Source organism: Roseicyclus amphidinii (genome assembly GCF_030163755.1).
Lineage (GTDB): Bacteria > Pseudomonadota > Alphaproteobacteria > Rhodobacterales > Rhodobacteraceae > Roseicyclus > Roseicyclus amphidinii.
Genome location: NZ_JASJOE010000048.1, coordinates 1 through 26,133, shown reverse-complemented (window position 1 = coordinate 26,133; position 26,133 = coordinate 1). Strand labels below are relative to the sequence as shown.

The following is a 26,133-nucleotide window of genomic DNA, read 5'->3' as shown; positions in this document are numbered from 1 at the left end:
GCTCTTCCGATCTGATCAGCCCGCGCGAGGGGACATGGGCCACGATCCGGGTCTTGCCGGTGCCCGCCGGTTTCATCTCGACCAGGTCGCCGCGGCGGGGCAAACGCGGGACGCGGCCGAACGCTCGGTCGAGGCACAGGTCCGGGAACTGACCAACCGCGCAACCGTCGCCGCCGTGCAGGCGATTTCGGCCGCCGCCGAGGCGGAGGGCGCGCAGGAAGGCGACGTGCGCGCCAACAAGACCGCCGAAGCCATGCAGCTGGCGCGGGCGGCGTTGCAGATCCTTCAACGGGCGGCCGAACTGGGCCTCTCCGGCCCCGAGGGCGATGCCGCGGCCGTTGTCGTGCAGGAGGCCATGGAAAACGCGATGGCCGCCTACGAGGCCCTGCAGGCCGAACCCCAACTCGAGCCCGAGGCCCCTGCCCAGCCGGAGGCCCCTGCCGACCCGCCTTTGACGATGAACACCGCACCGGCCGAGCAAGCCGAACCCGCTCGGTCACGTGTCATAGCAGATCCCACCGGCGCAATGCCAGGTGGGCCCGGCCCTGCTGCCGCAACCGGAACCGCCGCACCCAACGCCCCCCAGGTCTTGGTGCAGCCCGGCGGCGCAGGGCCGGAACCCGATCCGACGCTTTCACTTGGTGGAAGCCCATGAATTTGCCGTCCCGCAGGCCGGGGCGGCAAATCTGGGGTGATCTCGCAAGAGGCACCTCAGCCAGAACCGGGGACCCCTCAGCATTCCCCGAACCCAACGACGACACGAGGGGAAGTCGTCGCCAAAATGAACGAGAAGAAACATGCAAAAGCTTCTTGCTACTTCCGCGATCGCAATGATCGCACTGTCCGGCGCAGCGTTCGCGCAGTCGGCCAATGACGGCGCTGACGCCGACTTCACGGTGGTGGACGACAACGCAAACATCACCACTGGTGCCAGCCTGCTGACGCAGATTCTGGCAGCGGCTACGGATGTGCAGGTCTCCATGACCAACGCGGCAGAAAACCTCGCCAACCTCGACGGTTCGATCAACGTGCTCGAGTCGGCGAACGTTGACGAGCTGCTGGCAGAACTCACTGCGGATGTCGTGTTTGGTTCGCCGGTTTACACGTGGACTGATGGCACGGATACCTTCACTGGCAACCAGGAAGACTATGACGCAGCAGTTGCTGCCGCCACCGGGACCACGGTCATCACCCTCACCGACATCGCGGGTGGCGACGACTTTGCCGGTCTCCTGAAGGGCGTGTCGCAGACCGTTGACGGCACGACCGCGATCGACTTCTTCGATCCGGCACTCACCGTTGATGCGCTGCAGACCAGCGTGTCGAACCTGACCACCACGGTCATCGGTGCACTGAACACCGGTGTCATCGGTCAGAACGGCGGCGACAACGGCATCGCGGCAAACACGCTCGCCATGGCCAACATGCAGCTCGAGTCGGTCGCACAGACCACCGGGTCGCTGGCCAACTCGGCACAGTACTTCCAGCCGGGTGACCTGCAGCTGGCGAACCTCGCCACCAACATGGCGACCGTCGTTGATGCAAGCGTCAACGTCGATCAGCTGATGGCGAACGTCGATACCGTCTCGACCACCCTCATCGGTGCTCTGAACACGGGTGACATTGCTGCGGACGTGAACCAGAACGCGTCGAACCTGACGCAGGCTCTCGTCGGCCAGTAAGGTCACCTTTCCTGATGACCCTGAGTTCGGGTCCTACCATGGGCGAACCTTCGCCCATGGTCACAGTCTTTCAGGAGGTTCGTGCCATGACACTCTCGCTTCGACGGCTGCGCATCCGATCCTGTTTGATTTCACTGGCCTTGATGGGCCTTTCCCCTGCTGCCAACGCACAGGACTTCGACAGCGTTCTCAGCCGCGCCCTGAACACGGTGCAGTCGCTCACCAGTTCGCTGCAGGGGGTTTCCACGACAACCACGCTGATCGTGAACGACATCAGGACGCAAGTTGGATCGCCGCGCCCCGATGCCATCGGAACACCGACCGTGCCGATCATGCCGGACATGCCCGGACTTGCACGCGCCGTGCCCCTGACACCGCGTGTGCCCCCCGTACCCGGCGTGGAGGGCGTGCCGCCGGTCCCGCGCGTGACCCCGATTTCGCGGAGTTCTCACCTTGGGCAAACCCTGCAATCGGGAACCGCGGACCAGCTTGTGGACACGATGGCGTCCATAGAGCCGCTGGTTGCCGGGCAGATGGATCAGCCCTTGGATTTGCTGACCGCGCCGGTTGCGCAAACTGCCCTCGACTAGGTTTGCCTCGCGTCATGGCATCCTTGATGGACCGTCAATCCTGCAAACGCCGCACCTGATCGGGGCAATCGCATGAAAACACCTGCTGCACTTTGTGTCGTCTGCATCCTGTCGGTTTTGCCCGCGCATGCGGAGGGGCCGCTGCAGGACGTTCTGCAGACCGCCGACAGTTTCAACGCCCTCTTCCTGAATGCCAGCCTGAACACGGCCCTTCTTGACGGGGGGGTTACGGTAGACGTGCGCCCCCCGACGACCGTTGCCCCCCCCGAAATGGCCGATCTGGATGCCGGGGTCGTGACCGACGGGGTCGAGACCGCACCCGCCCCCGACATTACCATCACCGAGGTTTCGACCGGCGTGACCGGCGTGATTCAGACCGGGACCATCGACGTGGGTGTGCGCCAGGGCCCGCTGCTTGTGTCGCCGGATCTGCTTCCGCTGACCGGTGGCGCGTTGACTGGCGGCTTGCAATCGTCGCCCACACATGTCGGCGTGTCGGATGCGGGTCCTGCTCTCGCGCCAGGAGCAAACGCCCTCTCCGGCACAAGCGAAGCGCCCGAGCCGATCATCGTGCAGACGACCGGCCCACTGGTCTTGTCAAACGACAGCCGGAATACGGGAAATGTATACGGCGGCGTCTCTGTTTCCGGGCGCATCGGGAATGTGGAGATGGACGAAATTTCCACCAACGCCGTCGGCGTTCAATCCGCGGGAACAATCTCGATCGTCATTAATAACTGATAAATCCAAACAAACTATCGCCAGCCAAGACGCTGAGGCGATGCAAGCACCCAACCGTAGTGCAAACGCCAGTCAGGAATGGAGGCCGAGATCATGAACAGCCAGATTGGCGAGAATCGAATTAAAGAAATAGCTGCAGAAGTAAATATACTCTTTCAGCTCAACAAAACCAAAGCGCTGCGAAAAATAGAAGCATATGTTGCGCAACATCCGAGGTGCGCTCCACTTCAAATGATCCTTGCCGAGGTGCAGGCTGACCTTGGCGACTTTGATTCAGCGCAAAAATCCTACGCGATAACATTTTCACTTGCACCAGCCTATCCGGCTGGCTTCATTTCATTGGCGAAGACACTCATCAAGGCCGAGAAATACATAGCTGCGGAAAAAGCTCTTCATCACGCGAAGAAACTGCAGCCCTCATCCCCCGTCATTTATCGCACGCTTGGCGAACTGAGCATGCTAAAGAACGACCCGAAAGCCGCGCGAAAGTATTTCGAGACTTGCCTTAGCCTCAACCCATCCGATGCAGAAATCCACCGTCGTATCGGCAACTTGAAAAGGTACACACACGACGACCCTCAAATATCAAGGATAGAAGCCCTGATTGACTCTGGCCTGCACAAGGACTCAAGCCTTGCAAACCTCCATTATGCACATGCAAAAGCAATGGAAGATATCGGCAGACTAAAAGAGGCCTTTGAAAGCTATGAAAAAGGCGGCGCCTGCCAACGAGCATTTTTAGGATACGATAGGATACTTTCGGAACAAGAGCTGACGTCCGTCAAATCAGCACTTGAAAAAGTCCAAAATACTTCTTTTGATGTTGAAGAGTCAGAATTAACCAACACACCAATATTTATAATTGGAATGCCACGCTCAGGAACCACGCTGCTTGAACAAATAATATCGCAGCACACACAGGTCACGCCCGGTGGTGAGCTGAACTTGCTGTCACGACTTGCCTTCACCAACATTGTTCATCAACAAGATCTTCGGCCTGAGCACCTTACCAAGGTGCGCAGTCAATACTACGAATACTGCGAGAAGACCAACCTCGAAACGCCTTACTTTACAGACAAATTACCCCACAACTTTCGGTTCGCAAGCCTTATTCCACGATGCTTTCCCGAGGCCAAGATTATCCATGTGACGCGCGATCCGCGAGCAACGTGTTGGTCCAACTTCAAACAGTTTTTTAGCGGAAAGGGAATGCATTACTCGTGGTCCATCGAAGACACCGTTGCATACTACAACATGTACCTTGATCTCATGGATTTCCACCGCGAGCATATGAACGGGGAAATGATCGAGATCAGATACGAAGAGCTTGTCGCCAACCCGCATGTTGAAATCCCAAAACTTATCGCAGCGCTGGGGTTGGATTGGCAGGATGCGTGCCTTGAGCCGCAAAACAACAAACGGGCCGTCCGCACTGCATCACAAATGCAGGTACAGCAAAGCATCTACAAGGGCAGCTCCGATGGATGGCGCAAGTTTGAGCCCTTCCTCGCGGAAGCTTTTTCAAAGTTGAACGAGGTGTGACCGAAGGGCTGAAATGTCGCAAAAACGGATTGTGCAATCCATGCTGTCCTGCCCCGTGATGTTTGGCACCTGGCCTTAGGTCAGTTCATGAATAATTCGACAGTCAAGACATCCGGCTGACTTCTACCGGCGTGCCATGCTGCCACGACCACCCGGATGTTGAAGACATATTTACGAAGAACCTCGACGACGATCGGACCTTTTTTCGCAGGGGGCAGATGATCTGCTGCGTCCGCCGCTCACGCGGCAGGAAATCTTTAGATCATCTCCGATCTTTTGCCTTGGCGCGTCAAGCGGTTGGGTTTGCTACCAACTCCTGCATGAGCCGGACGGCCCGGACCGATTCCCGCCGTCACCATCCCGAAATCGAGAGGAACGCCCAGCATGTTGAAATCCACCCTCTTCGCCCTTGCCATGGCCGTCGGCGCCGTCGGCCTGGCCGCCCCGTCGCAAGCGCAGGGAACTGCGCCGCTCGGCGTGCACGAGGTCGCCGCGTTGGCGCAGCACGCCGACCTCCGCGACCGCGACCTGGTGCGGGTCCTGCAGCGCAGCCTGCGCAGTCACGGGCTTTATGGCGGAGCCATCGACGGCATCGCGGGTCCGCACACGATGCATGGGCTGCGCCTGGCGCAGCAGCTGTCCAGCCCGTGGATCGTGCCTGTGGTCCGTCATGATCTGCGCACCCTGCCCCATGTTGTCCTTCATGGTGTGCCCGCTTACGTCACCGAGCCCATGACGCGCGGCCAGATCGCTGTCGTGCCGGTTCCGTTCCATGCACCGACCGCACCGTGGCGGGTCCAGCACATGTACTACGACTACCGGAACTGAGCGAAGCCCCGGACGACAAACCGCCCCGCCCGCGTGAACGGCAGCGGGGCGGATCGTCCATGGCGCCGAAAAGCCAGACCATCGACGCGCAGGAGCAGGTTGCGGCGCGGCCACGATCAGATCAACATCCGCTCCCGCGCAATCACGCTTGCATGTGCCCGGTTTCGCGCGGGAAGCTTGAAGCAGATGCTACGCATCAGCATCTTGATCTGGGTCTCCGGCACGGCCAGAAGGCGGGCGATTTCCTTGTTGGTCGCGCCTTCCGACGCGAAGCGGAGAACGTGCAGTTCACGGTCGGTCAAGGTGCTCTCGCCCGCGCCGTTCCCCGCCTGAGCCTGTTCCGCCTCGGCTTCGACCTGGGGCACGAACACCAGCCCGGTGTGGATCAATCGCAGCGCGACCTCGAGGGATTTCAACGGCATCGACTTGGGGATATAGCCCCGAAGACCGGCCTCCATCGCATCGTCAAGGAACTTGCGGTCGAGGTTGCCGGTGAAGAGCACGATGCTCGTGTCCTTCCACTGCGTGACGATCTCGACGACGCTGGACAGACCATACATGCCGGGCATCCGCAGATCGAGCAGCATGACGTCGTAAGACTGACTGGCGAGCGCCTCGAGGGCAGCCTGCCGCGATGATACGACGTTCACCGTCAGCTCTCCCGAGCGTTCCAGAATATCGGCAATCGCCTGCGCCAGCAGGATGTGGTCGTCTGCAATCAATACTTTCATCGGCCTGTGTTCACCACGTTTTCTGGTCGCACGTATCCCCCCGACCGGGCGGAGATCCGCAAGAAACGCTGGCGAAGCATCTGCTAAAACATACCAAAAGGCCCAAGGGCGCTTCGGGAAAGAAAACCCACCGGGCAAGACTTTCTGCCCTTCAACCAAGAACGCAGATCACCAACCGCCCGCCCGAAAGCCGTTCAACTCCGACTTTTCGAGCGCGCTTCTCACGATGCGACGTGTTTCGTTTGATCGTCTCTCACGTGACCGCGCGGCGGATCCCCCAGGGAGCTATCGTTCGGATATGTTCCCTGCGCATTCGCAGCCTGGCCAACTCTGCGGCGAGTTTACCGCAAAAGTCGCAACAACCGACACCAAGAGATAGTTTTCAAATGTAATATTTTTCGGATTTCTCCCCTCTAAAGAGATGGGTTTCTGAAATCACGTCCCGCCGCTTTGCCCACGCTTGCGCGAAGGCAGGGGCAAGATGATGCTGTTGCACAAATCGGTTGAACGCCGGGGGTTCCGTTCGCGGGACAGGCTTGTTCCGCTGCGTGCGTGACGGGTCTGTCGAGCGCAGTGGAGCCGTTCACGACGGCACAATCCACACCTGGAGTTCAACGACCGGGCAATCGACCGAGGTTTTTCGCAGCGCGCAAGGCCTCTTTCCGAGCCACGGCACCGGAGGTGACGGTTGCCCAAGGCGCCGCGTTCCTGCGGGATTGGAGGGCGGCATGGTCCCGAAAGGGATCCGCAGGTTGAGCGGGCCCTTGGGCCCACGGCAAGGGGGGGGTATCGACGACCGGGGGGTTCTGACGACAGGATAGCGTGCTTGGGTCAGGCACCGTCCAGTCGAGGCCAAGCGGACGCACCGGCCGCCAGACGAACATGATAGTCTGCCGGAGCGCATGCCGAACAGAACCTGCATCGTCATCTCGATTCCAGGTTCAAGGTCTTTCGACCCGAACCTTCTCCGAAGATCGGCGGTGACCGCCAAGGTCACCCGCAACCGCGCACTGCGCTACGCCAGAGCCCCCGCGCGCGGCCGTCTACATCCCCACCCGGGACACTGCCGCCGTCACGAGCCATGGCGCTTGTGCGCTTCGTTGCAGGCTGGCCAGAAAGGTCCTGTAGATCGGTGGTGTGGGTCTGCTCATGCTTGCCAGCCATCACGCTGGATCCACGAGATGAACCCGTCACGGGAGCCGTGAACACGGGGGTCGTGAACACGGGGGTCGTGAAACAGAGCAGCGTTGGCGGAGGAGGTGGGATTCGAACCCACGGTACGCTTTCACGCACGCCGGTTTTCAAGACCGGTGCCTTCGACCGCTCGGCCACTCCTCCGGCGCACTCCCAGTAGGGCGGGAGCGGCGATTCTGAAAGGTGTCGTATCGTTGCGTTTCGCGTTCGTCGGGTCGGGCGAATTCAGGCCGGTGCCAAACGGGTTTTCAGATCGTGCGAAACCGGCTATCTTTCGCGCAACAGGACCGGGAGCGGCGCGCAAGACGGTGCCCCGGATAACAAACGGTGTCGGCATGGCACCGATCGAGTGCGGACAGAGCAGCAAATGACCCGATCCTTTCCGTTTCCGCGGCGCGCCCGGCTTCTTCTCGGCGCATGTGCCGTCTTCGCCCTGGGCGCCTGCACCGAGACCTTCCAGCCCTTCGGCAATGTCGGCACGCGCAACGCCACAAACGACGGGCCTGCACCGCTGGGGGCGACCCGGCTGGTGGAGCGCGACATCGAGGCCCCCGACGTGTTCGAGGTGACCGAAGACGGGCTGTGGGACGGACGGCCGTCGCTCGGCGGCGTGTGGGTCGCGCATCCGACCGCAGACGACCCCGAGCGCGTCATCATCCGCAACGAGGAAAACGGCCGTTTCGTGATCGGCGCGCTGTTCCGGCGCGAGCGCGATCATCCTGGGCCCGAACTGATGGTCTCCTCGGATGCAGCGGCCGCGCTGAACATTCTGGCCGGCGATCCGACCTTGTTGCAGGTCACGGCCCTGCGCCGCGAAGAGGTGCCCGATCCGGTCATCGCGCCCACGGTCGAGCCGCCGTCCGCCGAGGCGACGCTGGCCGCGGTCGAACCGGCGGCGATCACGGCAACCTCGCTTGCCGATCCCATCGCGGCCGCCGAGGCGGCCATCGCCGAAAGCGAGATCGCGGCGGAAACCGCCCGGAGCGCAAACCGCGGTGCCGCCGAGGAGCTGGCCGCGGCCCAGAGCGCGCCGTCGATGCCGTCCGCCTCGCCCGCGCCGTCCGCCTCGCCCGCGCGCAGCCCCTCGGTCGCCAGCACAGCGGCCTCCACGCTCGAGCGGCCCTTTGTCCAGATCGGCATCTTCTCCGTGCAGGAAAACGCCAACAACACCGGGCAGGCCTTGCGCAATGCCGGTCTTGTGCCGACTATCTACGACCAGAGCTCGAACGGCGGCCGCTTCTGGCGTGTCGTCGTCGGGCCGGCCCGGACCTCGGACGATCGCGCCGCCATCCTGGAGACGGTGCGCGGTCTCGGGTTCGGAGACGCCTATTTCGTCACGAGGTGACGTGACCCAAGAACAGGACATGGAATGACCGCCGCCATAACCGCCCTGCCCCACCGCGCCGCCGCATTCGTGGCGGCGCTTGCCTTTGCCCTGACCTGTGCCGCGGCGCTGCCGGCCACGGCGCAGGGTTTCGAGACCGAGGCGCGGGCCGCCTATGTCGTCGATCACGGCACCGGGCAGGTGCTCCTGGCGCATAATGCGGATGTGCCGCTTCCGCCCGCGTCCATGTCCAAGCTGATGACGCTTCTGATGACCTTCGAGGCGCTGCAGGAGGGCCGCCTCACGCTCGAGACGCGCCTTCCGGTCAGCGAACACGCGATGAGCTTCGGCGGATCGACGATGTTTCTCAACACCTCCGACCGCCCCACGGTCGAGGACCTGATCCGCGGCGTCATCATCGTCTCGGGCAACGACGCCTCGGTCGCGCTGGCCGAGGCCCTCAGCCCCGATGGCACCGAGGAGGGGTTCGCCCGGATCGCAACCGAGCGCGCGCGCGAACTGGGGATGAACCAGACCACGATCCGCAACGGCAGCGGCTGGCCCACAGCGGGCCACGTCATGAGCATGCGCGATCTCGGCATCCTCGCCGAGGAGATCATCACTGCACATCCCGAATACTACGACTATTTCGCCGAGACCGAGTTCGACTACGAGAACCGCTCGCCCGCCAACCGCTTCAACCGCAACCCGCTGCTGGGCATGGGGATCGGGGCCGACGGGCTCAAGACCGGGCATACCCAGGAAGCGGGCTACGGGCTGGTGGGCTCGGCCATGCAGGGCGGACGGCGGATCACCTTCGTGATCACCGGCCTGCCCTCGGCCGCGGCCCGCGCGCGCGAGGCGGAGCGGATCACCAGCTGGGCGCTGCGCCAGTTCGTCGAACGCGAGGTCGTAGAGGCAGGCACCGAGATGGCCCGCGCGCCTGTCTTCATGGGGGCGGCCGCCGATGTCGGCCTTGCCCCCGCGTCGGATCTTGCGCTGCTGCTGCCCGCGGTGGGCGAGCCCGCCCTGAGCGCCGAGGTCAGCTACATCAGCCCCGTGATCGCCCCCGTCGCGGAAGGCGCGGAGCTGGGCACGCTGCGGGTGACGCTGGGCGAAGGCCAGGACGCGGTGGAACATGTGATCCCGCTCGTGGCGACCGGGACCGTCGCCGAGGGCGGCATGTTGACCCGTCTGGGCACCGCCGCACGCGCCGTGCTTTACGAGCTGATCGGACCGCCCCCGGTGCCGATCACGGCTGGCGGCTGATGCCGCGGGCGGGGGGGCTGTTCGTCAGCCTCGAGGGGATCGACGGCTCGGGCAAGTCCACCCAGGCGCGGCGGCTGGCCGAGTGGCTGCGCGCCCGCGGGCGCGACCCGGTCCTGACGCGCGAGCCCGGCGGCGCGCCGGGGGCGGAGGAGATCCGCCGCCTGCTGGTCGAGGGCGATCCCGACCGCTGGTCGCCCGAGACCGAAATCCTGCTCTTCACCGCCGCCCGACGCGACCACCTGGAGCGGACGATCCGGCCCGCGCTGGCGCAGGGGCGGGACGTGATCACCGACCGCTTCGCCGACTCGACCCGCGTCTACCAGGGCGCCACCCGCGGCGATCTGCGCGGGCTGGTCGATGACATCCACGCCCGCGTGATCGGGATCGAGCCGGACCTGACGCTGATCCTCGACATGGAGCCGGAGGTGGCGCTGACGCGCGGCTTGGCCCGGCGGTCGGGCGAGGACCGGTTCGAGGAGTTCGGCCTGCCCTTCCAGGAAAAGCTGCGCGACGGGTTCCGCGCGCTGGCCGCCGAGGCGCCGGGGCGCTGCGTGCTGATCGACGCGTCGCAAGACGCGGACAGCATCGCCGGGGCCGTCGCCACGGCCGTGGCGGCACGCCTGGGATGAGGGGCGCAAAACTGCCGTTTTGCGGGGGCGGAAATCTGCAGATTTCCGGTGCGGAAAACTCGAGTTTTCCGCCGCCCGGCCCCTGTGTTAGGACGTGGGAATGACCGATGACACCCTGCCGGAACCCGACCGCCTCGACGGCGCGCCCCACCCGCGCGACACCGCGCGGCTCTTCGGTCACACCGAGGCCGAGGCGGCGTTCCTGTCGGCCGTCACCTCGGGCCGCCTGCCGCATGGCTGGCTTCTGACCGGCCCCCGCGGCGTGGGCAAGGCAACATTCGCCTGGCGCGCGGCGCGGTTTCTTCTCGCCACGCCCATCGACGAGGGCGACGGGCTGTTCGGGGCCCCGCCCCCGCCCGACACCCTCGACATCGACGACGGCCACCCGGTCGCGGCGCGGCTGCGCGCGCTCTCCGAGCCGGGCCTGTGCCTGATCCGCCGCGGGCCGCGGCCCGATGGCAAGGCGCTGTCGGACGTGATCCGCGTCGACGAGGTGCGGCGTGTGAAATCCTTCTTCGGCATGTCGGCGGGCGGCAACGGGCGGCGCGTGGTGATCGTGGACACCGCCGACGAGATGAACCCCTCGGCGGCGAACGCGCTTCTGAAAGAGCTGGAGGAGCCGCCGAAAAACGCCGTCCTCTTCCTGATCTCGCATCGGCCCTCGGGCCTGTTGCCGACGATCCGCTCGCGCTGCCGGACGTTGCGCTTGGGCGCGCTCGGCACGGGCGACCTGCAGGCCGCGCTGGAGCAGGCGGGCCATGCAGCACCCGGGAACGCGACGGGGCTGGCGGAGTTGGCGGGCGGCTCGGTGGGGGAGGCCGTGCGGCTCTTGGCGCATGACGGGCTTGGGCTTTACGGCGACCTGCTGGCGCTTCTCTCCAGCCTGCCGCGGCTCGACCGGCCGCTTGCGATGCGGCTGGCGGATGCCACGCAGGGCAAGACCGGCGAGGCGCGCTTCGACCTGACGCTCTCGCTCCTTGACACCGCGCTGTCGCGGCTCGCGCGGACGGGCGTCACCGGCGAGAGCCTGCCCGAGATCGTGCAAGGCGAAGCCGCAACGCTGGCGCGCCTGTCGCCCGACGCGCAGGCCGCGCGGGCCTGGGCGGAGCTCGCCGCCACGCTCACCCAGCGCGCGCGGCGCGGCAAGGCGGTCAACCTTGACCCTGCCGCGCTCATCTTCGATATGTTCCTCGACCTCGACCGGACCGCCGCGCAGCTTCCCGCGGCCTGACAGCCCCGAACGCTCCAAAAGCCCCGAAAGCCGTGTGATGCCCGAGACCCCCGACATCGTCGACAGCCATTGCCACCTCGATTTCGACAGCCTCAAGGACGAGCTGCCCGAGGTGGTCGCCCGTGCGCAGGCCGCGGGCGTCACGCGGATGGTGACGATCTGCACAAGGCTCAGGAACGCCGCCAGTGTGCGCGCCATCGCCGAGGCGCATGCGCCCGTCTTCTGGGCGGCGGGCACCCATCCGATGAGCGCCGCCGAGGAACCGCTCGCCACGGTGGAGGAGCTGGTGGCGCTCGCGCGCCATCCGAAATTCGTCGGCATCGGCGAGACCGGTCTCGATTACCATTACACGGCCGACAGCAAGCCGTTGCAGCAAGAAAGCCTGCGCCTGCATATCGAGGCGGCGCGCCAGACCGATCTGCCGCTCATCATTCACGCCCGCGACGCGGACGCGGACATGGCGCGCATCCTGGCCGAGGAACATCGCGCGGGCGCCTATTCCTGCGTGATGCACTGCTTCAGCTCCAGCGCCGAGCTGGCGCAGGCGGCGCTGGAGCTGGGCTTCTACCTGTCGATGTCGGGCATCGCGGCCTTTCCGAAGTCGCAGGAACTGCGCGAGATCTTCGCCGCCGCCCCCCTCGACCGCATCCTTCTGGAGACCGACAGCCCCTATCTCGCCCCTCCGCCCCATCGCGGCAAGCGCAACGAGCCGGCCTATACCGCCCATACCGCCCGCGTCGGGGCCGAGGTCTTCGGCCTCGACTATTCCGCCTTCGCGCGGGCGACCTCCGCGAATTTCGACCGGCTGTTCTGGAAGGCCGCGGCCTGGGCCAAGGCGGCGTGACCCGATGGCCCAGCTGATCTTCACCATTCTCGGCTGCGGCTCCTCGGGCGGGGTGCCCCGGCTTGGCGGGCATTGGGGCGACTGCGACCCCGAGAACCCGAAGAACACCCGCCGCCGCTGTTCTCTGCTGATCCGGCGGCGCGAGGGCGACGGCGAGACCGCCGTGCTGATCGACACCTCCCCTGACCTGCGGGCGCAGCTGCTCGATGCGGGCATCGGGCGGCTTGACGGGGTGGTCTTCACCCATTCCCACGCCGATCACACCCACGGGCTCGACGACCTCAGGATGATCGTCTTCAACATGCGCCAGCGCCTGCCGGTCTGGGCCGACGGGGCGACGCAGAACGACCTGCTCAACCGCTTCGGCTATGCCTTCGTGCAGCCGCCGAACTCGGCCTATCCGCCGATCCTCGACCTGAACGGGATCGAGGGCGACGTGGTGATCGACGGGCCGGGCGGCGAGATCCGGCTGACCCCCTTCGAGGTGCGACACGGCAACATCGACTCGCTGGGCTTCCGCATCGGCGACCTGGCCTACCTGCCCGATGTCTCCGACATTCCGGACGCGGTCTGGCCGGTTCTGGACGGGCTCGACTGCTGGATCCTCGACGCGCTGCGCCGCACGCCGCATCCCAGCCATGCGCATCTCGAGCGGTCGCTTGAATGGATCGCCCGTGCGCAGCCGCGCCGCGCCGTTCTGACGAACATGCATATCGACCTCGATTACGCGACCGTCGCCGCCGAGACGCCCGAGCACATCACCCCCGCCCATGACGGGCTGACGCTGACCTACGAGGTCTGAGGGCTTGGGCGACATTCTCGCCATCGTGATGCCGGTCTTCCTCGTGGTCGGCGCGGGCTACCTCGCCGTCTGGCGCGGGCTGTTCAAGGATGCCGCCGTCGACGGGCTGATGGTCTTCACGCAGAAATTCGCCATTCCCTGCCTGTTGTTCTCGGCCATCGCCACGCTGGACCTGGGCGCGGATTTCGACCTCCGGCTCCTCGCCAGCTATTACGCGGGCTCGACCGTCGCCTTCTTCGGGGCGATGTGCGGCGCGCGCTACGGCTTCGGACGACCATGGGTGGACAGCGTCGCCATCGGCTTCTGCGCGCTTTTCGCCAACTCGGTGCTGCTGGGGCTTGCCATCGGCGAGCGGGCCTATGGCATCGAAAGCCTGGGGCCGAATTACGCCATCGTCGCGGTGCATGCGCCGTTTTGCTACCTGCTCGGCATCGTCACGATGGAGATCGTGCGCGCCGAAACCGGGGGGCTTGCGCTGGCAGGCACGGTGGCCAGGGCGATCTTCCGCAACGCGCTGATGATCGGGATCGGGCTGGGGTTCGCCGTCAACCTCACCGGGTTGCCCATTCCCGTGATCCTCGAGGATGCGCTGGCGCTGATGATCCGCGCAGCCCTGCCCGCGGCGCTGTTCGGGCTTGGCGGCGTGCTCTACCGCTACAAGCCCGAGGGGGACGCGGGCGTCATCGCCATGATCTGCGGCATCTCGCTGCTGGTGCATCCGACGATCGCCTGGACGCTGGGAAGCACGGTGGCGGGCCTGAACCAGGACCAGCTGCGGGCCGCGGTGGTCACGGCGGCGATGGCACCGGGCGTGAACACCTATATCTTTGCCGACATGTATGGCGCGGCGCGGCGGGTGGTGGCCAGTTCGATCCTGATCGGAACCGCCCTGACCGTGTTGACCGCGACCGCGTGGATCTGGCTGGTGGGTTAGGCCGCGTCGCGCTGCGCGATCCGGTCTTCACCGATGCAGAGCGTTTCGCAGGGCACGTTCTCGGCCAGCACGATATTGGGGCGCTCGAACATCAGCTGGACGAACTCGACCGGTTCGGTCGGCACCTCGAGCGTGACGTTCTGTCCGTTCACCAACGACAGCGCGTTGGTCAGAACCGCGTCGGACCCGCGCAGGTTCTCTCCGTTCCAGTTCGACAGGCTGATGCGATGCCCCTGCCCCAGCCGCAGCGGAGAGATGTTACCCAGCGTGCCGGTCTCGATGCGGACCAGCGCGGTCTCGGGCGTGACGGTCACGAGGGACACCCCGACCGCGTCGATGCAGGCCACGCGGCCGTAGGAGGTCAGCACCGGGTCGCCCACGGCCAGACGCTCGACCGCGACATATCCCATCGGCGTCGCAATCCGCGTTCCGGCAACGAACCCCGTGGAGGTGCTGACCGCGCCGTGCAGGGTGGCTTCGGGGGCAAGCCGCGACAGCAGCTGAGACAGGCATTTCTCGAATGCATGGGGGTCGATCGGAGCGGACATGACACAGTTCCTTGAGATACTCGTACACACACACCAGCAGGTGCCATTAACCATTAGGAAACCAATCCGGCCGGATTGGGTGCCGACCAAGGCATGTTTGCGATGTCGGAGCATGAGCCGCCTTGTTTTCGCCCCATCGGGGACGCCGCACCGCCACGCAGGGTCCGGCCCGGCGCGGCGTGCCGGGTTGGGCCGGACCGGCCACGGCCAAGCCGACGTTACGCCGGGCCGGCCATGCGTGTCATCCATGGCCGCCCGACGTGACGGGATTTCAAGAACTTGACGCTGCGCGTCAGTCCGCGCGCACGGGCGTGTCCTGCCGGCCCAGCCCCGCGATGCTCAGGCTGACACGGTCGCCGTCGGACAGGTAGACCGGCGGGGTCTTGCCCATGCCCACGCCGGGCGGCGTGCCGGTCAGGATCAGGTCACCGGGCTCGAGCAGGACGAAGCGGCTGAGATAGGCGACGATATGGGCCACCCCGAAGATCATCGTCGCGGTGCTGCCCTGTTGCATCGTGACGCCGTTCACCGACAGCTCCATCGCCAGCGCCTGCGGGTCGGCGATCTCGTCGCGGGTGACCAGAACGGGACCGCAGGGGCAGAAGCCGGGATAGCCCTTGCCCTTGGACCACTGCCCGCCACGTTCGATCTGCCAATCGCGTTCCGAGATGTCGTTGGCCGCGACATAGCCGAAGACATGGTCCATCGCCTCGGCCTCGGCGATGTTCAGCGCGGGCTTGCCGATGACGACGCCCAGCTCGACCTCCCAGTCGAGGCGGACCGAGCCCCTGGGCAGCGGGATCGGGTCGGTCGGCCCGCCCAGCGCGCTGCCCGGCTTGGTGAAAAGGATCGGCTCCTTGGGAACCGGCATGCCCGCCTCGGCGGCGTGGTCCGAGTAGTTCAGCCCGATGCACCAGATGTTGCGCGGGCGCGCGATGGGCGCGCCGTGGCGCTGCCCGTCGGGGTCGACGACCGGCAAGCCGTCGCGCGCAACGCCCGCCAGCCGCGTTGCCAGATCGGCAAGGGTTTCAGGCCCGATCTCGGGGATCACGCCCGAGATGTCGCGCCAGCTGCCGTCCTCGGCCTGCACCACGGGGCGTTCGGCCCCGATCTCTCCGATACGCATGAATTTCATGGCGGTCTCCCTCCCCTGCCCGGTTCCGGGTGGTAGTAAGCACAGGCGATCAGGGGTGTCACGGCCCAAAGCACGCCTGCCGGCAGCAGCAGGGACGACGGCATCGGGCGGGCCGAACCCGCCGCTTGTCGCCGAAATGTCGGGCTGACCAGGCCAGGATTGGTGCGGTCGAGAAGACTCGAACTTCCACGGGAGTTACCCCACAGCGACCTCAACGCTGCGCGTCTACCAATTCCGCCACGACCGCACTGTCCTTGGCTTGGTGGCGGGTGACTAGACCAACCCGCCCGCCACCTCAAGCGGAAAAATCACGTCCGGCCCACGTTGCGCAGGGCGGGCAGGTTTCGCCGCGCCCAGAGCGCCGCCAGCACGAGCGCGCCCAGCGCGATGACCCACCAGCCCTGCTCCCAATGCGCGCCGAGAAGCGCGCGGTTGACCGTCCGTCCGGGAATGAAGTTCAACAGCCCCGCCAAGACGATCCCGCCGAACCAGAGCCCCTCGAAGGTGGCGCGATGCGCCGCGATATTGCCCGCGCGGGCATGGCCGATGCCGGTCCACAGGCTCCAGAGCGTGAGCGCCGAGAACAGGTGCAGCGGCCCCACCGAGCCGATCAGGCGGATCTCGCTGGGGATCAGAAAACCGGTCAGCGCCAGCCCGGCCATGCTGGTGACCCACGCGTAACCCAGGCGCGTGTGCCAGCGCCCCGGCCGCAGCCAGAACAGCACGAAGGTGCCGATGACCACCGAGGGGGCCGCAAAGGCGAGATGCAGCTGGATCGTGAAGGGGGCGGTCAGGATCGGATCGAAGGACATGATGAAGCTTTCGGTTTGGCGACGGGGTTGCGATTGGCTATCTCTTCGGCAACGCCCCCCGATGCGCCCAGCGCCCTTGCGCCCGATGACGAGAGGTTTTCGTGAACGACACCGTCCCGCAATCCGCGCTTCGTGAATGGCGGCACCACATGGTGCAGCCCGTGCGGGCGACGGCACTCTCGGGCGCTGCGGCGATCCTCGCCCTCGTCGGCCCCTTCGGCACCGCCGAGGTGATGACCGCCCTGCCCCGGCTTGCCTATTGGCTGGGGCTGGTCGGCGCGAGCTATTCGGTGGGTTACGCGGGCGATGCGCTCGCCCGGCGGCTGTCGCCGGACCGGCTGATGCCGCGGATCGTGATCGCCGCGGGCGTGACCGGGCCGGGGGTGCTGGCGCTGGTCTACCTGCTCAACGGGCTTGCCCTGGGCTATTGGCCGAGCGGGGGCGATCTCGTGGCGCTGGCGCTGAACGTCATGGCCATCGCCGCGATCCTCTCCGTGGTCTTCCAGGTGGCCTCCACCGCCGACCCCGCCACAACCGCGGCCTTTGACACCGCCGCGCCGCAGCCTCCGGGCATTCTCGAACGGTTGCCGCTGGACAAGCGCGGCGCGCTCCTGTCGCTGAGCGTCGAGGATCACTATGTCCGCGTCCATACCTCGCGCGGCGAAGAGCTGCTGTTGTTGCGCCTTTCGGACGCCATGCGCGAAACAGGCGATGTGCCCGGCGCGCAGGTCCATCGGTCGCATTGGGTGGCATGGGGGGCCGTTCAGGCCGCGCGGCGCGAGGGCGACCGGGCGATCCTGACGCTGCCGGGGGGCCGCGAGGTGCCGGTCAGCCGCGCCCATCTGCCGAAGATCAGGGAGGCGGGGCTTCTGCCCCGGTGAAGCGATGGTCGAGTGGAAGATCTCGGGGGGGCTGACCGACTACGAAACCGCGCTCGCCTTCATGGAGGCCCGCGCCGAGGCCATCGCCCGTGGCGAGGCCGAGGAATGCATCTGGCTGCTGGAACACCCGCCGCTCTACACCGCGGGCACCAGCGCGCGGCGCGAGGACCTGAGAGACCCCGACCGCTTTCCGGTCCACGAAACGCGGCGCGGCGGGCAGTATACCTACCACGGCCCCGGTCAGCGCGTGGTCTACGTGATGCTCGACCTCAACCGGCGCGGGCGCGACGTGCGCGCCTTCGTCGCCGCGCTCGAGACCTGGGTGGTCGCCGCGCTGGCCGAGTTCAACCTGCGCGGCGAGATCCGGGCCGGCCGCGTCGGCGTCTGGATCGCGCGCCCCGACAAGCCCGCCCTGCCCGACGGCACCCCGCGCGAGGACAAGATCGCGGCCATCGGCGTGCGGCTGCGCAAATGGGTCAGCTTTCACGGGCTGTCGATCAACCACGACCCCGACCTGTCGCATTTCGAGGGGATCGTGCCTTGCGGCATCACCGGGCACGGGGTCACCAGCCTTGTCGATCTCGGGCTTCCGGTCACGATGGAAGACCTCGACGTCGCGCTTGCGCGCGGGTTCGCGGCCGCGTTCGGGGCGTGACCCCGCCCTGACGCAGCAATCACGCAGACCTGCCCCAGGGGCCGACGCCCCGCATGACACGCAGCGACTTTCGTGCCGGTGCCCAGAAGCTGCCCGAATTTGGCCCAAAGCCGGGGCTAGAGAATCGGTCGTTCTGGCGCGGAACGGGACCAACCGGGCATCGCGCGGCGATCTGTTTGAGGGATTCGAACCTATGTTGAGTATCGAGCGGTTTTGCGATGACGAGAGCGGCGCGGTCACGGTCGACTACGTGGTCCTGACCGCCGGGCTGGTCGGTGTCGGCCTTGCAGCGGCCGGCGTGGTCTCGGGCGGCGTCGGGGACCTGACCGGCGAGATCCAGGAGTTCCTGCTCGAAGACCTCACGATGACGTCGCGCTTCGACGTGAACCGGCTGACGAATGCCTCGTTCGAGGACATCGAAGGCATGATCGAGGCGGGATGGGGCCTTTACGCCTCGAACGGCGCGGTGCTCGGCTGGACCAACGACGGCGACACCAACGCCGAGCTTGTCGCAAGCGGATCGTTCGGCATCGAGGCCACCGATGGCGAGTGGATGCTCGACCTCGAGTCGTCGCCGGGTAACATCTCGCTCGGGCAGGCCGTCGACGGCGCGGTCACCGGACAGGTTTACACCGCGACATTCAGCGCGGGCGACGCGATCGGCAACAACGGGATCGAGGTGATCTGGGGCGGCGAGGTCATCCAGACGATCACCCCCACCGTGGGCAGCATGTCGCAATACTCGGTGGAACTGACCGGCGGCTCCGGCAACGGCGACAACATGTTCTACCTGCGCGGCACGGGCCCGCTGGACAATGTCGGCGCTTACGTCGACGCGATCGACATCAGCAGCTGACGGGGCCGCCCGGCCCCGCAAGGAACGCCGCCTGCCGGCACCCGGATTGCGCAGGCAGCGGCTTGCGCATCCGCTCGTCCCCGTCTGTCGCCCAGCCGCCTGATCGTCCGGCCGCGCGGCGTGTCGCATGACGCGCCGCCGCGCCTTGATCTGAGACAATTTTCCTCACCCACATGCGCGGCTCATTGACGCGAGCAACATTGCGCGACTGGTGGGAGCGTTCTAGAACGGGGCATAGGATACGCGGGCATGTGCGCAGACCGCACAGGCCCCCGCCGACGAGCGACAACAGGAGTTTCACATGGCAGACGCCGCCCTTCAGGGTCATGACCACGAGCGCCCGGGTTTCTTCACCCGGTGGTTCATGTCCACCAATCACAAGGATATCGGGATCCTCTACCTGTTCACCGCAGGTTTCGTGGGTCTGATCTCGGTCATCTTCACCGTCTACATGCGGATGGAGCTGATGGAACCGGGCGTGCAGTACATGTGCGCCGAGGGCGCACGCGTCCTGTCGGCCGCGGCCGAGGGGGAATGCACCCCCGACGGGCACCTGTGGAACGTGATGATCACGGGCCACGGCGTGCTGATGATGTTCTTCGTCGTCATCCCCGCGCTGTTCGGCGGGTTCGGCAACTATTTCATGCCGCTCATGATCGGCGCGCCGGACATGGCGTTCCCGCGCCTGAACAACCTGTCCTACTGGCTTTATGTCGCGGGCACCGCGCTGGCCTTCTGCGCGGTCTTCATCGACGGCGGTGCGGGCCCCGGCTGGACGTTTTACCCGCCGCTGTCGTGGCAGGATGCGCCCACCAGCCGCGCGGTCGATTTCGCCATCTTCGCCGTCCACGTCTCGGGCGCCAGCTCGATCCTCGGCTCGATCAACATCATCACCACCTTCCTCAACATGCGCGCCCCCGGCATGACGCTGCACAAGGTGCCGCTGTTTGCCTGGTCGATCTTCGTGACCGCATGGCTGCTGCTGCTGTCGCTGCCGGTTCTGGCGGGTGCGATCACCATGCTGCTGACAGACCGCAACTTCGGGACCACCTTCTTCGACGTCGCGGGCGGCGGTGACCCGGTGCTGTTCCAGCACATCTTCTGGTTCTTCGGTCACCCCGAGGTCTACATCGTGATCCTGCCGGCCTTCGGCGTGATCAGCCACGTCATCGCAACCTTCTCGAAAAAGCCGATCTTCGGTTACCTGCCGATGGTCTACGCGCTGGTGGCGATCGGTGGCCTGGGCTTCGTCGTCTGGGCGCACCACATGTACACCGTGGGCATGACGCTGACGCAGCAGGCCTATTTCATGGTTGCGACGATGGTGATCGCGGTGCCCACGGGCATCAAGATCTTCAGCTGGATCGCAACGATGTGGCAGGGCTCGATCACCTTCAAGACGCCCATGCTGTTCGCCATCGGCTTCATCTTCCTGTTCACGCTGGGCGGGGTGACGGGCATCATACTCAGCCAGGCCGCCGTGGACCGGGCCTATCACGACACCTACTACGTCGTGGCCCACTTCCACTACGTGATGAGCCTGGGTGCCGTGTTCGGGATCTTCGCAGCGATCTACTACTGGTTCGGCAAGATGTCGGGCCGGCAGTATCCGGAACTGGTCGGCAAGGTGCATTTCTGGATGTTCTTCATCGGTGCCAACCTGACCTTCTTCCCGCAGCACTTCCTGGGCCGCCAGGGGATGCCGCGCCGCTACATCGACTACCCGGACGCCTTCGCGCTCTGGAACTACGTCAGCTCGATCGGCGCCTTCATCTCCTTCGCCTCGTTCCTGCTGTTCATCGGCATGGTCTTCTACGCCCTGCGCTTCGGCCAGAAGGTGACCGAGCCCGCCTATTGGGGCGAGCATGCCGACACGCTGGAATGGACCCTGCCCAACCCGCCGCCGGAGCACACCTTCGAGGAGCTTCCGACGCGCGAGATGTGGGACAAGCAACCCCACCACTGACAGGGCCCATGCCGGTTCGCATCGAAACCCAGACAGAGGGGCCCCGGGACACCACCGGGGCCCTTTCGCGTGACGGACACGGCGCGCCGCGGCTGCGCCTGTTGCTGACGCCGCACAAGTCGCTGACGCCCGAAGGCTTCGTGTGGTTCATCGGCGCAACGGCGGCTCTCATCGCCATCCCGCTTCTGTCGATCCTCGGGAACCCGGTGTTCTGGTTCCTGCTGCCCTTCATCCTCGGCGCGCTCTGGGCGATCTGGGCCGCCTTGAAACGCTCGTGGCGGGACCGCGAGATCCGCGAGGAGCTGGTGATCTGGGACGACCTCGTGCGGCTCGAGCGGCACGAGCCACGGCGCGGCGCCCCCCTCGACTGGGAGGCGAACCCCTACTGGGTGCGCGTCGCCCTGCACACGCGGGGCGGGCCGGTCGAGAACTACCTGACCCTTCAGGGCGGCACGCGCGAGGTCGAGATCGGCGCGTTCCTGACCCCGCCCGAACGGCTGGGCCTCAAGGACACGCTGGAGCGTGCGCTGGGGGCCATCCGGTCACCGGGCTGACACGGGACGAGCCGGCCGGGCCGTCCGCCCCCTGACAAGCCCGGGCGTGGCGCAGGTCGCGCCCGGGCACACCGGCCCGACAGACTTGCACGTTCCCTTTTCCGAGTACGAGTCACATGGAACCCTACACCGTCTTCATCGAATCCCTTGGCTGGATCGCCTCGGGCCTCACCATCGCCACATACGCGATGAACACGATGCTGCTCCTGCGGGTGCTGGCGATCGTGTCGTCGCTGTTCTTCCTCGCCTATGGCGGGCTGCTGGGCCTCTGGCCGCTGGTGGCGATGGAGGCGACGCTGCTGCCGATCAACCTCTACCGGCTGTGGCAACTTCTGTCGTTGCGCCGCAAGGTGGCGCGCGGAAGCGGCGGGACGATGGAGTTCGACATCATCCGCCGCTACGGCACGCGCCGCAGGGTGGCCGCGGGCACGGTGCTGTTCCGCAAGGGCGACGCGGTCGACCGGATCTACCTACTGTCGCGCGGGCGTGTCCGCATCGAGGAGATGGGGATCGAGATCAAAGCGGGCGAGATCTTCGGCGAGATCGCCTTTTTCACCGAGGCCGCGACCCGCACCGCCACGGCGCGCGCGTTGGACGATATCGAGATCCACGACCTCGACGAAGCGCAGTTCCTGCGCCTGCAGTTCGAAGATCCGGGCTTCGGCCTTGCCGTGATGCGGACGGTGACGCGCAGGTTGATGGAACTGGGCGCAGCGCCCGCACCGGCCCTGGCCGGACGCGGCGATGCGGGCGGGGATGCGCCCGTCGTCCCGGCCACGCCACCGGCCCCCTGATCTTCGGCCACCGCCTTTCCCGGTTGTCGACCGGATCGAGAAATCGGCCCGTCTTTTTCCGAAATCGGCAAGCCGGACGGCGTTTGATTGGCTAGGATGCCCGCGCCGGCACGGGACCGGCGGCCGAATGGACAAGGACCATGGACCAGATCGACCTCGCGCTTCGCGGCGGTGCCATCGCGCTGCTGCTCCTGTTGGCGGGGCTGATGTGGCGCGCGCCCATCGCCCGCGAGGGGCGCATGTCGATCCTGGCCGTGGCCGTCACCGAAAGCGCCTTTCTGCTGGTCCATGGCCCGACCGGACCGGACCTTCCGGCCGCGCTTGCGGCACAGCTTTCGATGCTGGCCAGCGCCATGCCGCTCGCGGTGACATGGCTCTTGCTGACCATCTTCCTCGATCCGCCGCTGGCGCGCTGGCCGTGGCTGGCCGCGGCGGGCGTCGTCTCGGGCGCGCTTCTGGTCACGGAATGGACGGGCGCCTCGCCAGTCGTTTGCGGCGTGCTGTCGATGATCCTCTTCGCGGGGCTCTTCGGCCTTGCCCTGTGGTCGGCGCGCGAAGACCTCGTCGAGTGCCGCTGCGAGGCGCGGCCCGGCTTCGCCGCCGCCATCGCGGGCTACGGGCTGTTCGCCACCGGCGCACAGGTGGTTGGCGGCGTCGACCCCGCGACGCCGTGGTTCGCGCTGGTGCAGTCGGGCGGCACGCTGACGCTGGCGCTGACCTTCGCCGTCTGGATCCTGCGCCCCGACGCGACGCGCTGGCCCGGTATCACCGACGCGGCCGAGGCGCTCCGCCCAGCCCGCGCAGCCGCCCCCGCGGGAGAGGACACCGCGCTGATCGCCCGGATCGAGGCCGCGATGGAGGGCGGCATCTGGCGCGAGGAGGGGCTGACCATCGGCGCACTTGCCGCACGGCTCGCCGTGCCGGAACACCGGCTGCGCCGGGCGATCAACCGCGGGTTGGGGCATCGCAACTTTTCCAGCTTCATCAACTGCGCCCGCATCGAGGCGGCGCAGACCGCCCTGTCGGACCCGGCCCAGATGGGCCGCACGGTGCTGGAAATCGCCTACGAGACCGGCTTCGCCTCGCTCGGGCCGTTCAACCGCGCCTTTCGCGCCGAGACCGGGCAAAGCCCGACCGAATATCGCCGCGCGGCGCTGGACGGACCGGCGCAGGCCGATCCTTCGAATGCCGCGCCGATCCGCGCGAACATGCACTGAATTCCGAAACAGGCGCGCGGGCGGCGGGGCGGCGGGTCATCTGCGGGGCATCGAAACCCCGCTACGGAGATCCCCATGCGCCCCCTGCTTCTTGCCGCTGCCCTGACGCTCGCCGCCCTGCCCGCCACAGGCCAGACCATCCCGATGATCCCCGGCCCCGGCGACTTTCCCGCGCCCGGCACCTTCTGCGGCCTGTTCACACTCTGCCCGCCCGCGCCCCCGGTCGCCTGCGACACGCGGGGCTGAGGCGGGACGCGCTCAGGCCAGCCGCGCCTTCACGGCCGGGCCGACCGCGCCGAAATCCATCTGGCCTGTGTAGCGCGCCTTGAGCGCGCCCATCACGCGGCCCATGTCGCGCAGCCCCTCGGCCCCGATCTCGGCGATGGCCGCGTCGATGGCCGCCGTCACCTCGTCCTCGGACAGCTGGCGCGGCAGGAACTGCTCGATGATCGAGATTTCCTCGCGCTCCTTCTCGGCCAGTTCCAGCCGCCCGCCCTCTTCGTAGGCGCGGGCGCTTTCCTGCCGCTGCTTGACCATCTTGCCGAGAATGCCGAGCACGGCCTGCTCGTCCACGGTCTCGCCACGGCCCTCGCCGCGGGCGGCGATGTCCTGGTCCTTGATGGCGGCATTGATCAGCCGCAGCGTGCCGAGCCGTGTGGCGTCCTTCTCGCGCATCGCCTCCTTGAGGCCGGCGCCGATGCGCTCGCGCAGATCCATGGGCATGGTGATCCCCCATCGCTATCCCGAACCTGCCAGATAGGCCATGCCGCCCGCGGCAACAACACCCTGCGTGTGCGGGTTGACCGCGGGCCGCGCCCCCCGTAGGACACCGCCAATTTGCCCACCCGCGCGCCAAGGGGAGCTGCCGCCATGCCCGCCAAACCCACCGCCTGCCTCGCCCTCGCCGATGGAACGCTGTTCTTCGGTCGCGGCTTCGGCGCAACCGGCAGCCGCGTGGCCGAGCTGTGCTTCAACACCGCGATGACCGGCTACCAGGAGATCATGACCGACCCGTCCTATGCCGGGCAGGTCGTGACCTTCACCTTCCCCCATATCGGCAACACCGGCGTCACGCCGGAGGATGACGAGACCGCGGACCCGGTCGCCGAGGGCATGGTGGTGAAATGGGACCCGACCGAGCCGTCGAACTGGCGCGCGACGGGTGACCTTGTGGCGTGGCTGGAGAAAACGGGCCGCATCGGCATCGGCGGCGTGGATACCCGGCGGCTGACCCGCGCGATCCGCCAGCAGGGCGCGCCGCACGTCGCGCTGGCCCATGACCCCGAGGGGAATTTCGACATCGAGGCGCTGGTCGCCGCGGCGCGCGGCTTTTCCGGGCTCGAGGGGCTGGACCTCGCCAAGGGGGTCACCTGCGCGCAATCCTATCGCTGGGACGAGATGCGTTGGGCCTGGCCCGAGGGTTATTCTAAGCGCGATCCCGCGATCCCCGCGCCCAAGGTGGTGGCGATCGACTACGGCGCGAAGCGCAACATCCTGCGCTGCCTCGCCTCGGCAGGCTGCGACGTGACCGTGATGCCCGCCACCACCACCGCCGAGGAGGTTCTGGCGCAAAACCCCGACGGCGTCTTCCTGTCCAACGGCCCCGGCGACCCGGCGGCGACCGGGGTCTATGCCGTGCCGATGATCCGGGGCGTGCTGGAGCGTGAACTGCCGGTGTTCGGCATCTGCCTCGGCCACCAGATGCTTGCGCTGGCGCTGGGGGCGAAGACCATCAAGATGAACCACGGCCACCACGGCGCGAACCATCCCGTGAAGGATCTGGAAACCGGCAAGGTCGAGATCACCTCGATGAATCACGGCTTCACCGTGGACAGCCAGACCCTGCCCGCGGGCGTGAAGGAAACGCATGTGAGCCTGTTCGACGGCTCGAACTGCGGCATCCGCATGGCCGACCGCCCCGTCTTTTCGGTGCAGCACCACCCCGAGGCAAGCCCAGGCCCGCAGGACAGTTTCTACCTGTTCGAACGCTTCGCCGAGGCGATGCGCGCCCGCACCGCCGGGTGAACGGGGGCTGCGCCCGTCGCAGGGCGCGTGATGGCTTAACCCGCTGTTAACCTTGCGCGCGCAAGGTGGGGCCCTCTGCACCGAAACGGTCGGTGCCTGAACGGATGCTGCCCCATGGACCGGGATCTTCCCCCGACCGGGCGCGAACAGGGGCCTGCGCCCCCGCGCGCTCCCGTCTCCCCGCCCGGCCCGCCGGTCCGGGCGGACGTGATTGCCCATTTGCCCCGGACGACCCCGCCCGACGCGCGCGAGATGGCGCGGGCCGCCGCCGGGGTGATGGCCCGCGCCCGCCGCCGCGTGCTGCCGCTCGATGCGCTCCTGCAGGCGCGCGGCGCGGTGGATGCGGGGG

Annotated in this window: 27 protein-coding genes and 2 tRNA genes; 22 read left to right on the top strand and 7 right to left on the bottom strand. The window is 66.6% G+C overall.

The genetic code is table 11. The features are described from left to right. From QQK83_RS14615 to QQK83_RS14590, 6 genes are all read left to right on the top strand, one after another. A partial coding sequence (locus QQK83_RS14615) for a hypothetical protein (protein ID WP_284265446.1) occupies positions 1–655 on the top strand: 655 nt, incomplete at its 5' end. A gap of 142 nt (positions 656–797) precedes the next feature. After that, on the top strand, positions 798–1,682 hold the full coding sequence (locus QQK83_RS14610) for a hypothetical protein (RefSeq protein WP_284265445.1): 885 nt from the start codon (positions 798–800) through the stop codon (positions 1,680–1,682). 86 nt (positions 1,683–1,768) lie between these two features. Beyond that, entirely contained in the window at positions 1,769–2,272 is a 504-nt protein-coding gene (locus QQK83_RS14605) for a hypothetical protein (RefSeq protein ID WP_284265443.1), read from the top strand. 72 nt (positions 2,273–2,344) lie between these two features. Further along, entirely contained in the window at positions 2,345–3,013 is a 669-nt protein-coding gene (locus QQK83_RS14600; protein WP_284265441.1) for a hypothetical protein, read from the top strand. Positions 3,014–3,106: 93 nt separating this feature from the next. Beyond that, entirely contained in the window at positions 3,107–4,555 is a 1,449-nt protein-coding gene (locus QQK83_RS14595) for a tetratricopeptide repeat-containing sulfotransferase family protein (protein WP_284265439.1), read from the top strand. A 384-nt stretch (positions 4,556–4,939) separates the two neighbouring features. Further along, the gene (locus QQK83_RS14590; protein WP_284265437.1) at positions 4,940–5,383 is read left to right on the top strand and encodes a peptidoglycan-binding domain-containing protein; all 444 of its coding nucleotides are present in this window, start codon (positions 4,940–4,942) and stop codon (positions 5,381–5,383) included. A gap of 116 nt (positions 5,384–5,499) precedes the next feature. On the opposite strand, the gene QQK83_RS14585 is transcribed toward QQK83_RS14590, so the two are convergent. Together QQK83_RS14585 and QQK83_RS14575 are read right to left on the bottom strand one after the other, a co-directional pair. Further along, positions 5,500–6,114 carry a response regulator transcription factor gene (locus QQK83_RS14585; protein ID WP_284265435.1) on the bottom strand — a complete coding sequence of 205 codons (615 nt, stop codon included), beginning with the start codon at positions 6,112–6,114 and terminating at the stop codon, positions 5,500–5,502. A 1,248-nt stretch (positions 6,115–7,362) separates the two neighbouring features. Next, positions 7,363–7,452: transfer RNA gene (locus QQK83_RS14575), tRNA-Ser, on the bottom strand. 223 nt (positions 7,453–7,675) lie between these two features. Between QQK83_RS14575 and QQK83_RS14570 the strand changes: the two genes are divergently transcribed. The 7 genes from QQK83_RS14570 (at position 7,676) to QQK83_RS14540 (ending at position 14,341) form a co-directional block, all read left to right on the top strand. Continuing rightward, positions 7,676–8,653 carry an SPOR domain-containing protein gene (locus QQK83_RS14570; RefSeq protein ID WP_284265432.1) on the top strand — a complete coding sequence of 326 codons (978 nt, stop codon included), beginning with the start codon at positions 7,676–7,678 and terminating at the stop codon, positions 8,651–8,653. 24 nt (positions 8,654–8,677) lie between these two features. Continuing rightward, on the top strand, positions 8,678–9,901 hold the full coding sequence (locus QQK83_RS14565) for a D-alanyl-D-alanine carboxypeptidase family protein (RefSeq protein ID WP_284265430.1): 1,224 nt from the start codon (positions 8,678–8,680) through the stop codon (positions 9,899–9,901). Next, positions 9,901–10,530, top strand: coding sequence for a dTMP kinase (gene tmk / locus QQK83_RS14560; protein WP_284265428.1), 630 nt, complete (start codon positions 9,901–9,903; stop codon positions 10,528–10,530). Before QQK83_RS14565 ends, tmk begins: the two co-directional genes overlap by 1 nt. Positions 10,531–10,630: 100 nt before the next feature. Further along, entirely contained in the window at positions 10,631–11,761 is a 1,131-nt protein-coding gene (locus tag QQK83_RS14555; protein ID WP_284265426.1) for a DNA polymerase III subunit delta', read from the top strand. Between the two features lie 37 nt (positions 11,762–11,798). Continuing rightward, positions 11,799–12,605, top strand: a complete 807-nt coding sequence (locus QQK83_RS14550; protein ID WP_284265424.1) for a TatD family hydrolase — start codon at positions 11,799–11,801, stop codon at positions 12,603–12,605. A 4-nt stretch (positions 12,606–12,609) separates the two neighbouring features. Continuing rightward, positions 12,610–13,407 (top strand): MBL fold metallo-hydrolase, encoded by a 798-nt coding sequence (locus QQK83_RS14545; protein ID WP_284265421.1) that lies wholly within the window; start codon positions 12,610–12,612, stop codon positions 13,405–13,407. A gap of 4 nt (positions 13,408–13,411) precedes the next feature. Then, complete coding sequence (locus tag QQK83_RS14540) at positions 13,412–14,341, top strand: AEC family transporter (RefSeq protein WP_284265419.1); 930 nt, start codon at positions 13,412–13,414, stop codon at positions 14,339–14,341. Here the strand turns inward: QQK83_RS14540 and QQK83_RS14535 are convergent. The 4 genes from QQK83_RS14535 to QQK83_RS14520 form a co-directional block, all read right to left on the bottom strand. Continuing rightward, entirely contained in the window at positions 14,338–14,889 is a 552-nt protein-coding gene (locus tag QQK83_RS14535) for a Hint domain-containing protein (protein WP_284265417.1), read from the bottom strand. The genes QQK83_RS14540 and QQK83_RS14535 overlap by 4 nt on opposite strands. Before the next feature lie 292 nt (positions 14,890–15,181). Continuing rightward, entirely contained in the window at positions 15,182–16,024 is an 843-nt protein-coding gene (locus QQK83_RS14530; protein WP_284265415.1) for a fumarylacetoacetate hydrolase family protein, read from the bottom strand. A 160-nt stretch (positions 16,025–16,184) separates the two neighbouring features. Next, positions 16,185–16,271, bottom strand: a tRNA-Leu gene (locus QQK83_RS14525). 61 nt (positions 16,272–16,332) lie between these two features. Continuing rightward, positions 16,333–16,836 carry a DUF2306 domain-containing protein gene (locus QQK83_RS14520; protein WP_284265413.1) on the bottom strand — a complete coding sequence of 168 codons (504 nt, stop codon included), beginning with the start codon at positions 16,834–16,836 and terminating at the stop codon, positions 16,333–16,335. A gap of 101 nt (positions 16,837–16,937) precedes the next feature. Between QQK83_RS14520 and QQK83_RS14515 the strand changes: the two genes are divergently transcribed. From QQK83_RS14515 to QQK83_RS14480, 8 genes are all read left to right on the top strand, one after another. After that, the gene (locus QQK83_RS14515) at positions 16,938–17,717 is read left to right on the top strand and encodes a LytTR family DNA-binding domain-containing protein (RefSeq protein WP_284265411.1); all 780 of its coding nucleotides are present in this window, start codon (positions 16,938–16,940) and stop codon (positions 17,715–17,717) included. A 4-nt stretch (positions 17,718–17,721) separates the two neighbouring features. Further along, entirely contained in the window at positions 17,722–18,372 is a 651-nt protein-coding gene (lipB, locus tag QQK83_RS14510) for a lipoyl(octanoyl) transferase LipB (RefSeq protein ID WP_284265409.1), read from the top strand. Positions 18,373–18,565: 193 nt separating this feature from the next. Next, positions 18,566–19,228 (top strand): hypothetical protein, encoded by a 663-nt coding sequence (locus QQK83_RS14505; RefSeq protein ID WP_284265407.1) that lies wholly within the window; start codon positions 18,566–18,568, stop codon positions 19,226–19,228. A gap of 301 nt (positions 19,229–19,529) precedes the next feature. Continuing rightward, a complete protein-coding gene (gene ctaD / locus QQK83_RS14500; RefSeq protein ID WP_284265405.1) occupies positions 19,530–21,194 on the top strand; it encodes a cytochrome c oxidase subunit I in 1,665 nt (554 codons plus the stop codon). Positions 21,195–21,202: 8 nt separating this feature from the next. Continuing rightward, positions 21,203–21,748 carry a DUF2244 domain-containing protein gene (locus QQK83_RS14495; protein WP_284265403.1) on the top strand — a complete coding sequence of 182 codons (546 nt, stop codon included), beginning with the start codon at positions 21,203–21,205 and terminating at the stop codon, positions 21,746–21,748. Positions 21,749–21,864: 116 nt separating this feature from the next. Then, positions 21,865–22,542, top strand: a complete 678-nt coding sequence (locus tag QQK83_RS14490; protein WP_284265401.1) for a Crp/Fnr family transcriptional regulator — start codon at positions 21,865–21,867, stop codon at positions 22,540–22,542. Between the two features lie 140 nt (positions 22,543–22,682). Further along, positions 22,683–23,759, top strand: coding sequence for an AraC family transcriptional regulator (locus QQK83_RS14485; protein ID WP_284265398.1), 1,077 nt, complete (start codon positions 22,683–22,685; stop codon positions 23,757–23,759). A 75-nt stretch (positions 23,760–23,834) separates the two neighbouring features. Further along, positions 23,835–24,005: a hypothetical protein gene (locus tag QQK83_RS14480; RefSeq protein ID WP_284265395.1), complete on the top strand. Its 171-nt coding sequence runs from the start codon at positions 23,835–23,837 to the stop codon at positions 24,003–24,005. Between the two features lie 12 nt (positions 24,006–24,017). Here the strand turns inward: QQK83_RS14480 and QQK83_RS14475 are convergent, their stop codons facing one another. Next, on the bottom strand, positions 24,018–24,476 hold the full coding sequence (locus QQK83_RS14475) for a GatB/YqeY domain-containing protein (RefSeq protein ID WP_284265448.1): 459 nt from the start codon (positions 24,474–24,476) through the stop codon (positions 24,018–24,020). A 153-nt stretch (positions 24,477–24,629) separates the two neighbouring features. On the opposite strand from QQK83_RS14475, the gene carA reads away from it, so the two are divergent. Next, entirely contained in the window at positions 24,630–25,784 is a 1,155-nt protein-coding gene (carA, locus tag QQK83_RS14470) for a glutamine-hydrolyzing carbamoyl-phosphate synthase small subunit (RefSeq protein ID WP_284265393.1), read from the top strand. Positions 25,785–26,133: the final 349 nt, after the last annotated feature.

Bases quoted from the DNA above. Each gene is read 5' to 3' on its own strand.
- QQK83_RS14475 (WP_284265448.1), bottom strand. From the start codon at position 24,476: ATGGATCTGCGCGAGCGCATCGGCGCCGGCCTCAAGGAGGCGATGCGC.
- QQK83_RS14605 (WP_284265443.1), top strand. From the start codon at position 1,769: ATGACACTCTCGCTTCGACGGCTGCGCATCCGATCCTGTTTGATTTCA.
- QQK83_RS14590 (WP_284265437.1), top strand. From the start codon at position 4,940: ATGTTGAAATCCACCCTCTTCGCCCTTGCCATGGCCGTCGGCGCCGTC.
- QQK83_RS14545 (WP_284265421.1), top strand. From the start codon at position 12,610: ATGGCCCAGCTGATCTTCACCATTCTCGGCTGCGGCTCCTCGGGCGGG.
- QQK83_RS14530 (WP_284265415.1), bottom strand. From the start codon at position 16,024: ATGAAATTCATGCGTATCGGAGAGATCGGGGCCGAACGCCCCGTGGTG.
- QQK83_RS14485 (WP_284265398.1), top strand. From the start codon at position 22,683: ATGGACCAGATCGACCTCGCGCTTCGCGGCGGTGCCATCGCGCTGCTG.
- tmk (WP_284265428.1), top strand. From the start codon at position 9,901: ATGCCGCGGGCGGGGGGGCTGTTCGTCAGCCTCGAGGGGATCGACGGC.
- QQK83_RS14555 (WP_284265426.1), top strand. From the start codon at position 10,631: ATGACCGATGACACCCTGCCGGAACCCGACCGCCTCGACGGCGCGCCC.
- QQK83_RS14505 (WP_284265407.1), top strand. From the start codon at position 18,566: ATGTTGAGTATCGAGCGGTTTTGCGATGACGAGAGCGGCGCGGTCACG.
- carA (WP_284265393.1), top strand. From the start codon at position 24,630: ATGCCCGCCAAACCCACCGCCTGCCTCGCCCTCGCCGATGGAACGCTG.
- QQK83_RS14565 (WP_284265430.1), top strand. From the start codon at position 8,678: ATGACCGCCGCCATAACCGCCCTGCCCCACCGCGCCGCCGCATTCGTG.
- QQK83_RS14600 (WP_284265441.1), top strand. From the start codon at position 2,345: ATGAAAACACCTGCTGCACTTTGTGTCGTCTGCATCCTGTCGGTTTTG.
- QQK83_RS14520 (WP_284265413.1), bottom strand. From the start codon at position 16,836: ATGTCCTTCGATCCGATCCTGACCGCCCCCTTCACGATCCAGCTGCAT.
- QQK83_RS14585 (WP_284265435.1), bottom strand. From the start codon at position 6,114: ATGAAAGTATTGATTGCAGACGACCACATCCTGCTGGCGCAGGCGATT.
- QQK83_RS14595 (WP_284265439.1), top strand. From the start codon at position 3,107: ATGAACAGCCAGATTGGCGAGAATCGAATTAAAGAAATAGCTGCAGAA.
- QQK83_RS14535 (WP_284265417.1), bottom strand. From the start codon at position 14,889: ATGTCCGCTCCGATCGACCCCCATGCATTCGAGAAATGCCTGTCTCAG.
- QQK83_RS14490 (WP_284265401.1), top strand. From the start codon at position 21,865: ATGGAACCCTACACCGTCTTCATCGAATCCCTTGGCTGGATCGCCTCG.
- QQK83_RS14570 (WP_284265432.1), top strand. From the start codon at position 7,676: ATGACCCGATCCTTTCCGTTTCCGCGGCGCGCCCGGCTTCTTCTCGGC.
- QQK83_RS14480 (WP_284265395.1), top strand. From the start codon at position 23,835: ATGCGCCCCCTGCTTCTTGCCGCTGCCCTGACGCTCGCCGCCCTGCCC.
- QQK83_RS14495 (WP_284265403.1), top strand. From the start codon at position 21,203: ATGCCGGTTCGCATCGAAACCCAGACAGAGGGGCCCCGGGACACCACC.
- QQK83_RS14550 (WP_284265424.1), top strand. From the start codon at position 11,799: ATGCCCGAGACCCCCGACATCGTCGACAGCCATTGCCACCTCGATTTC.
- QQK83_RS14610 (WP_284265445.1), top strand. From the start codon at position 798: ATGCAAAAGCTTCTTGCTACTTCCGCGATCGCAATGATCGCACTGTCC.
- lipB (WP_284265409.1), top strand. From the start codon at position 17,722: ATGGTCGAGTGGAAGATCTCGGGGGGGCTGACCGACTACGAAACCGCG.
- ctaD (WP_284265405.1), top strand. From the start codon at position 19,530: ATGGCAGACGCCGCCCTTCAGGGTCATGACCACGAGCGCCCGGGTTTC.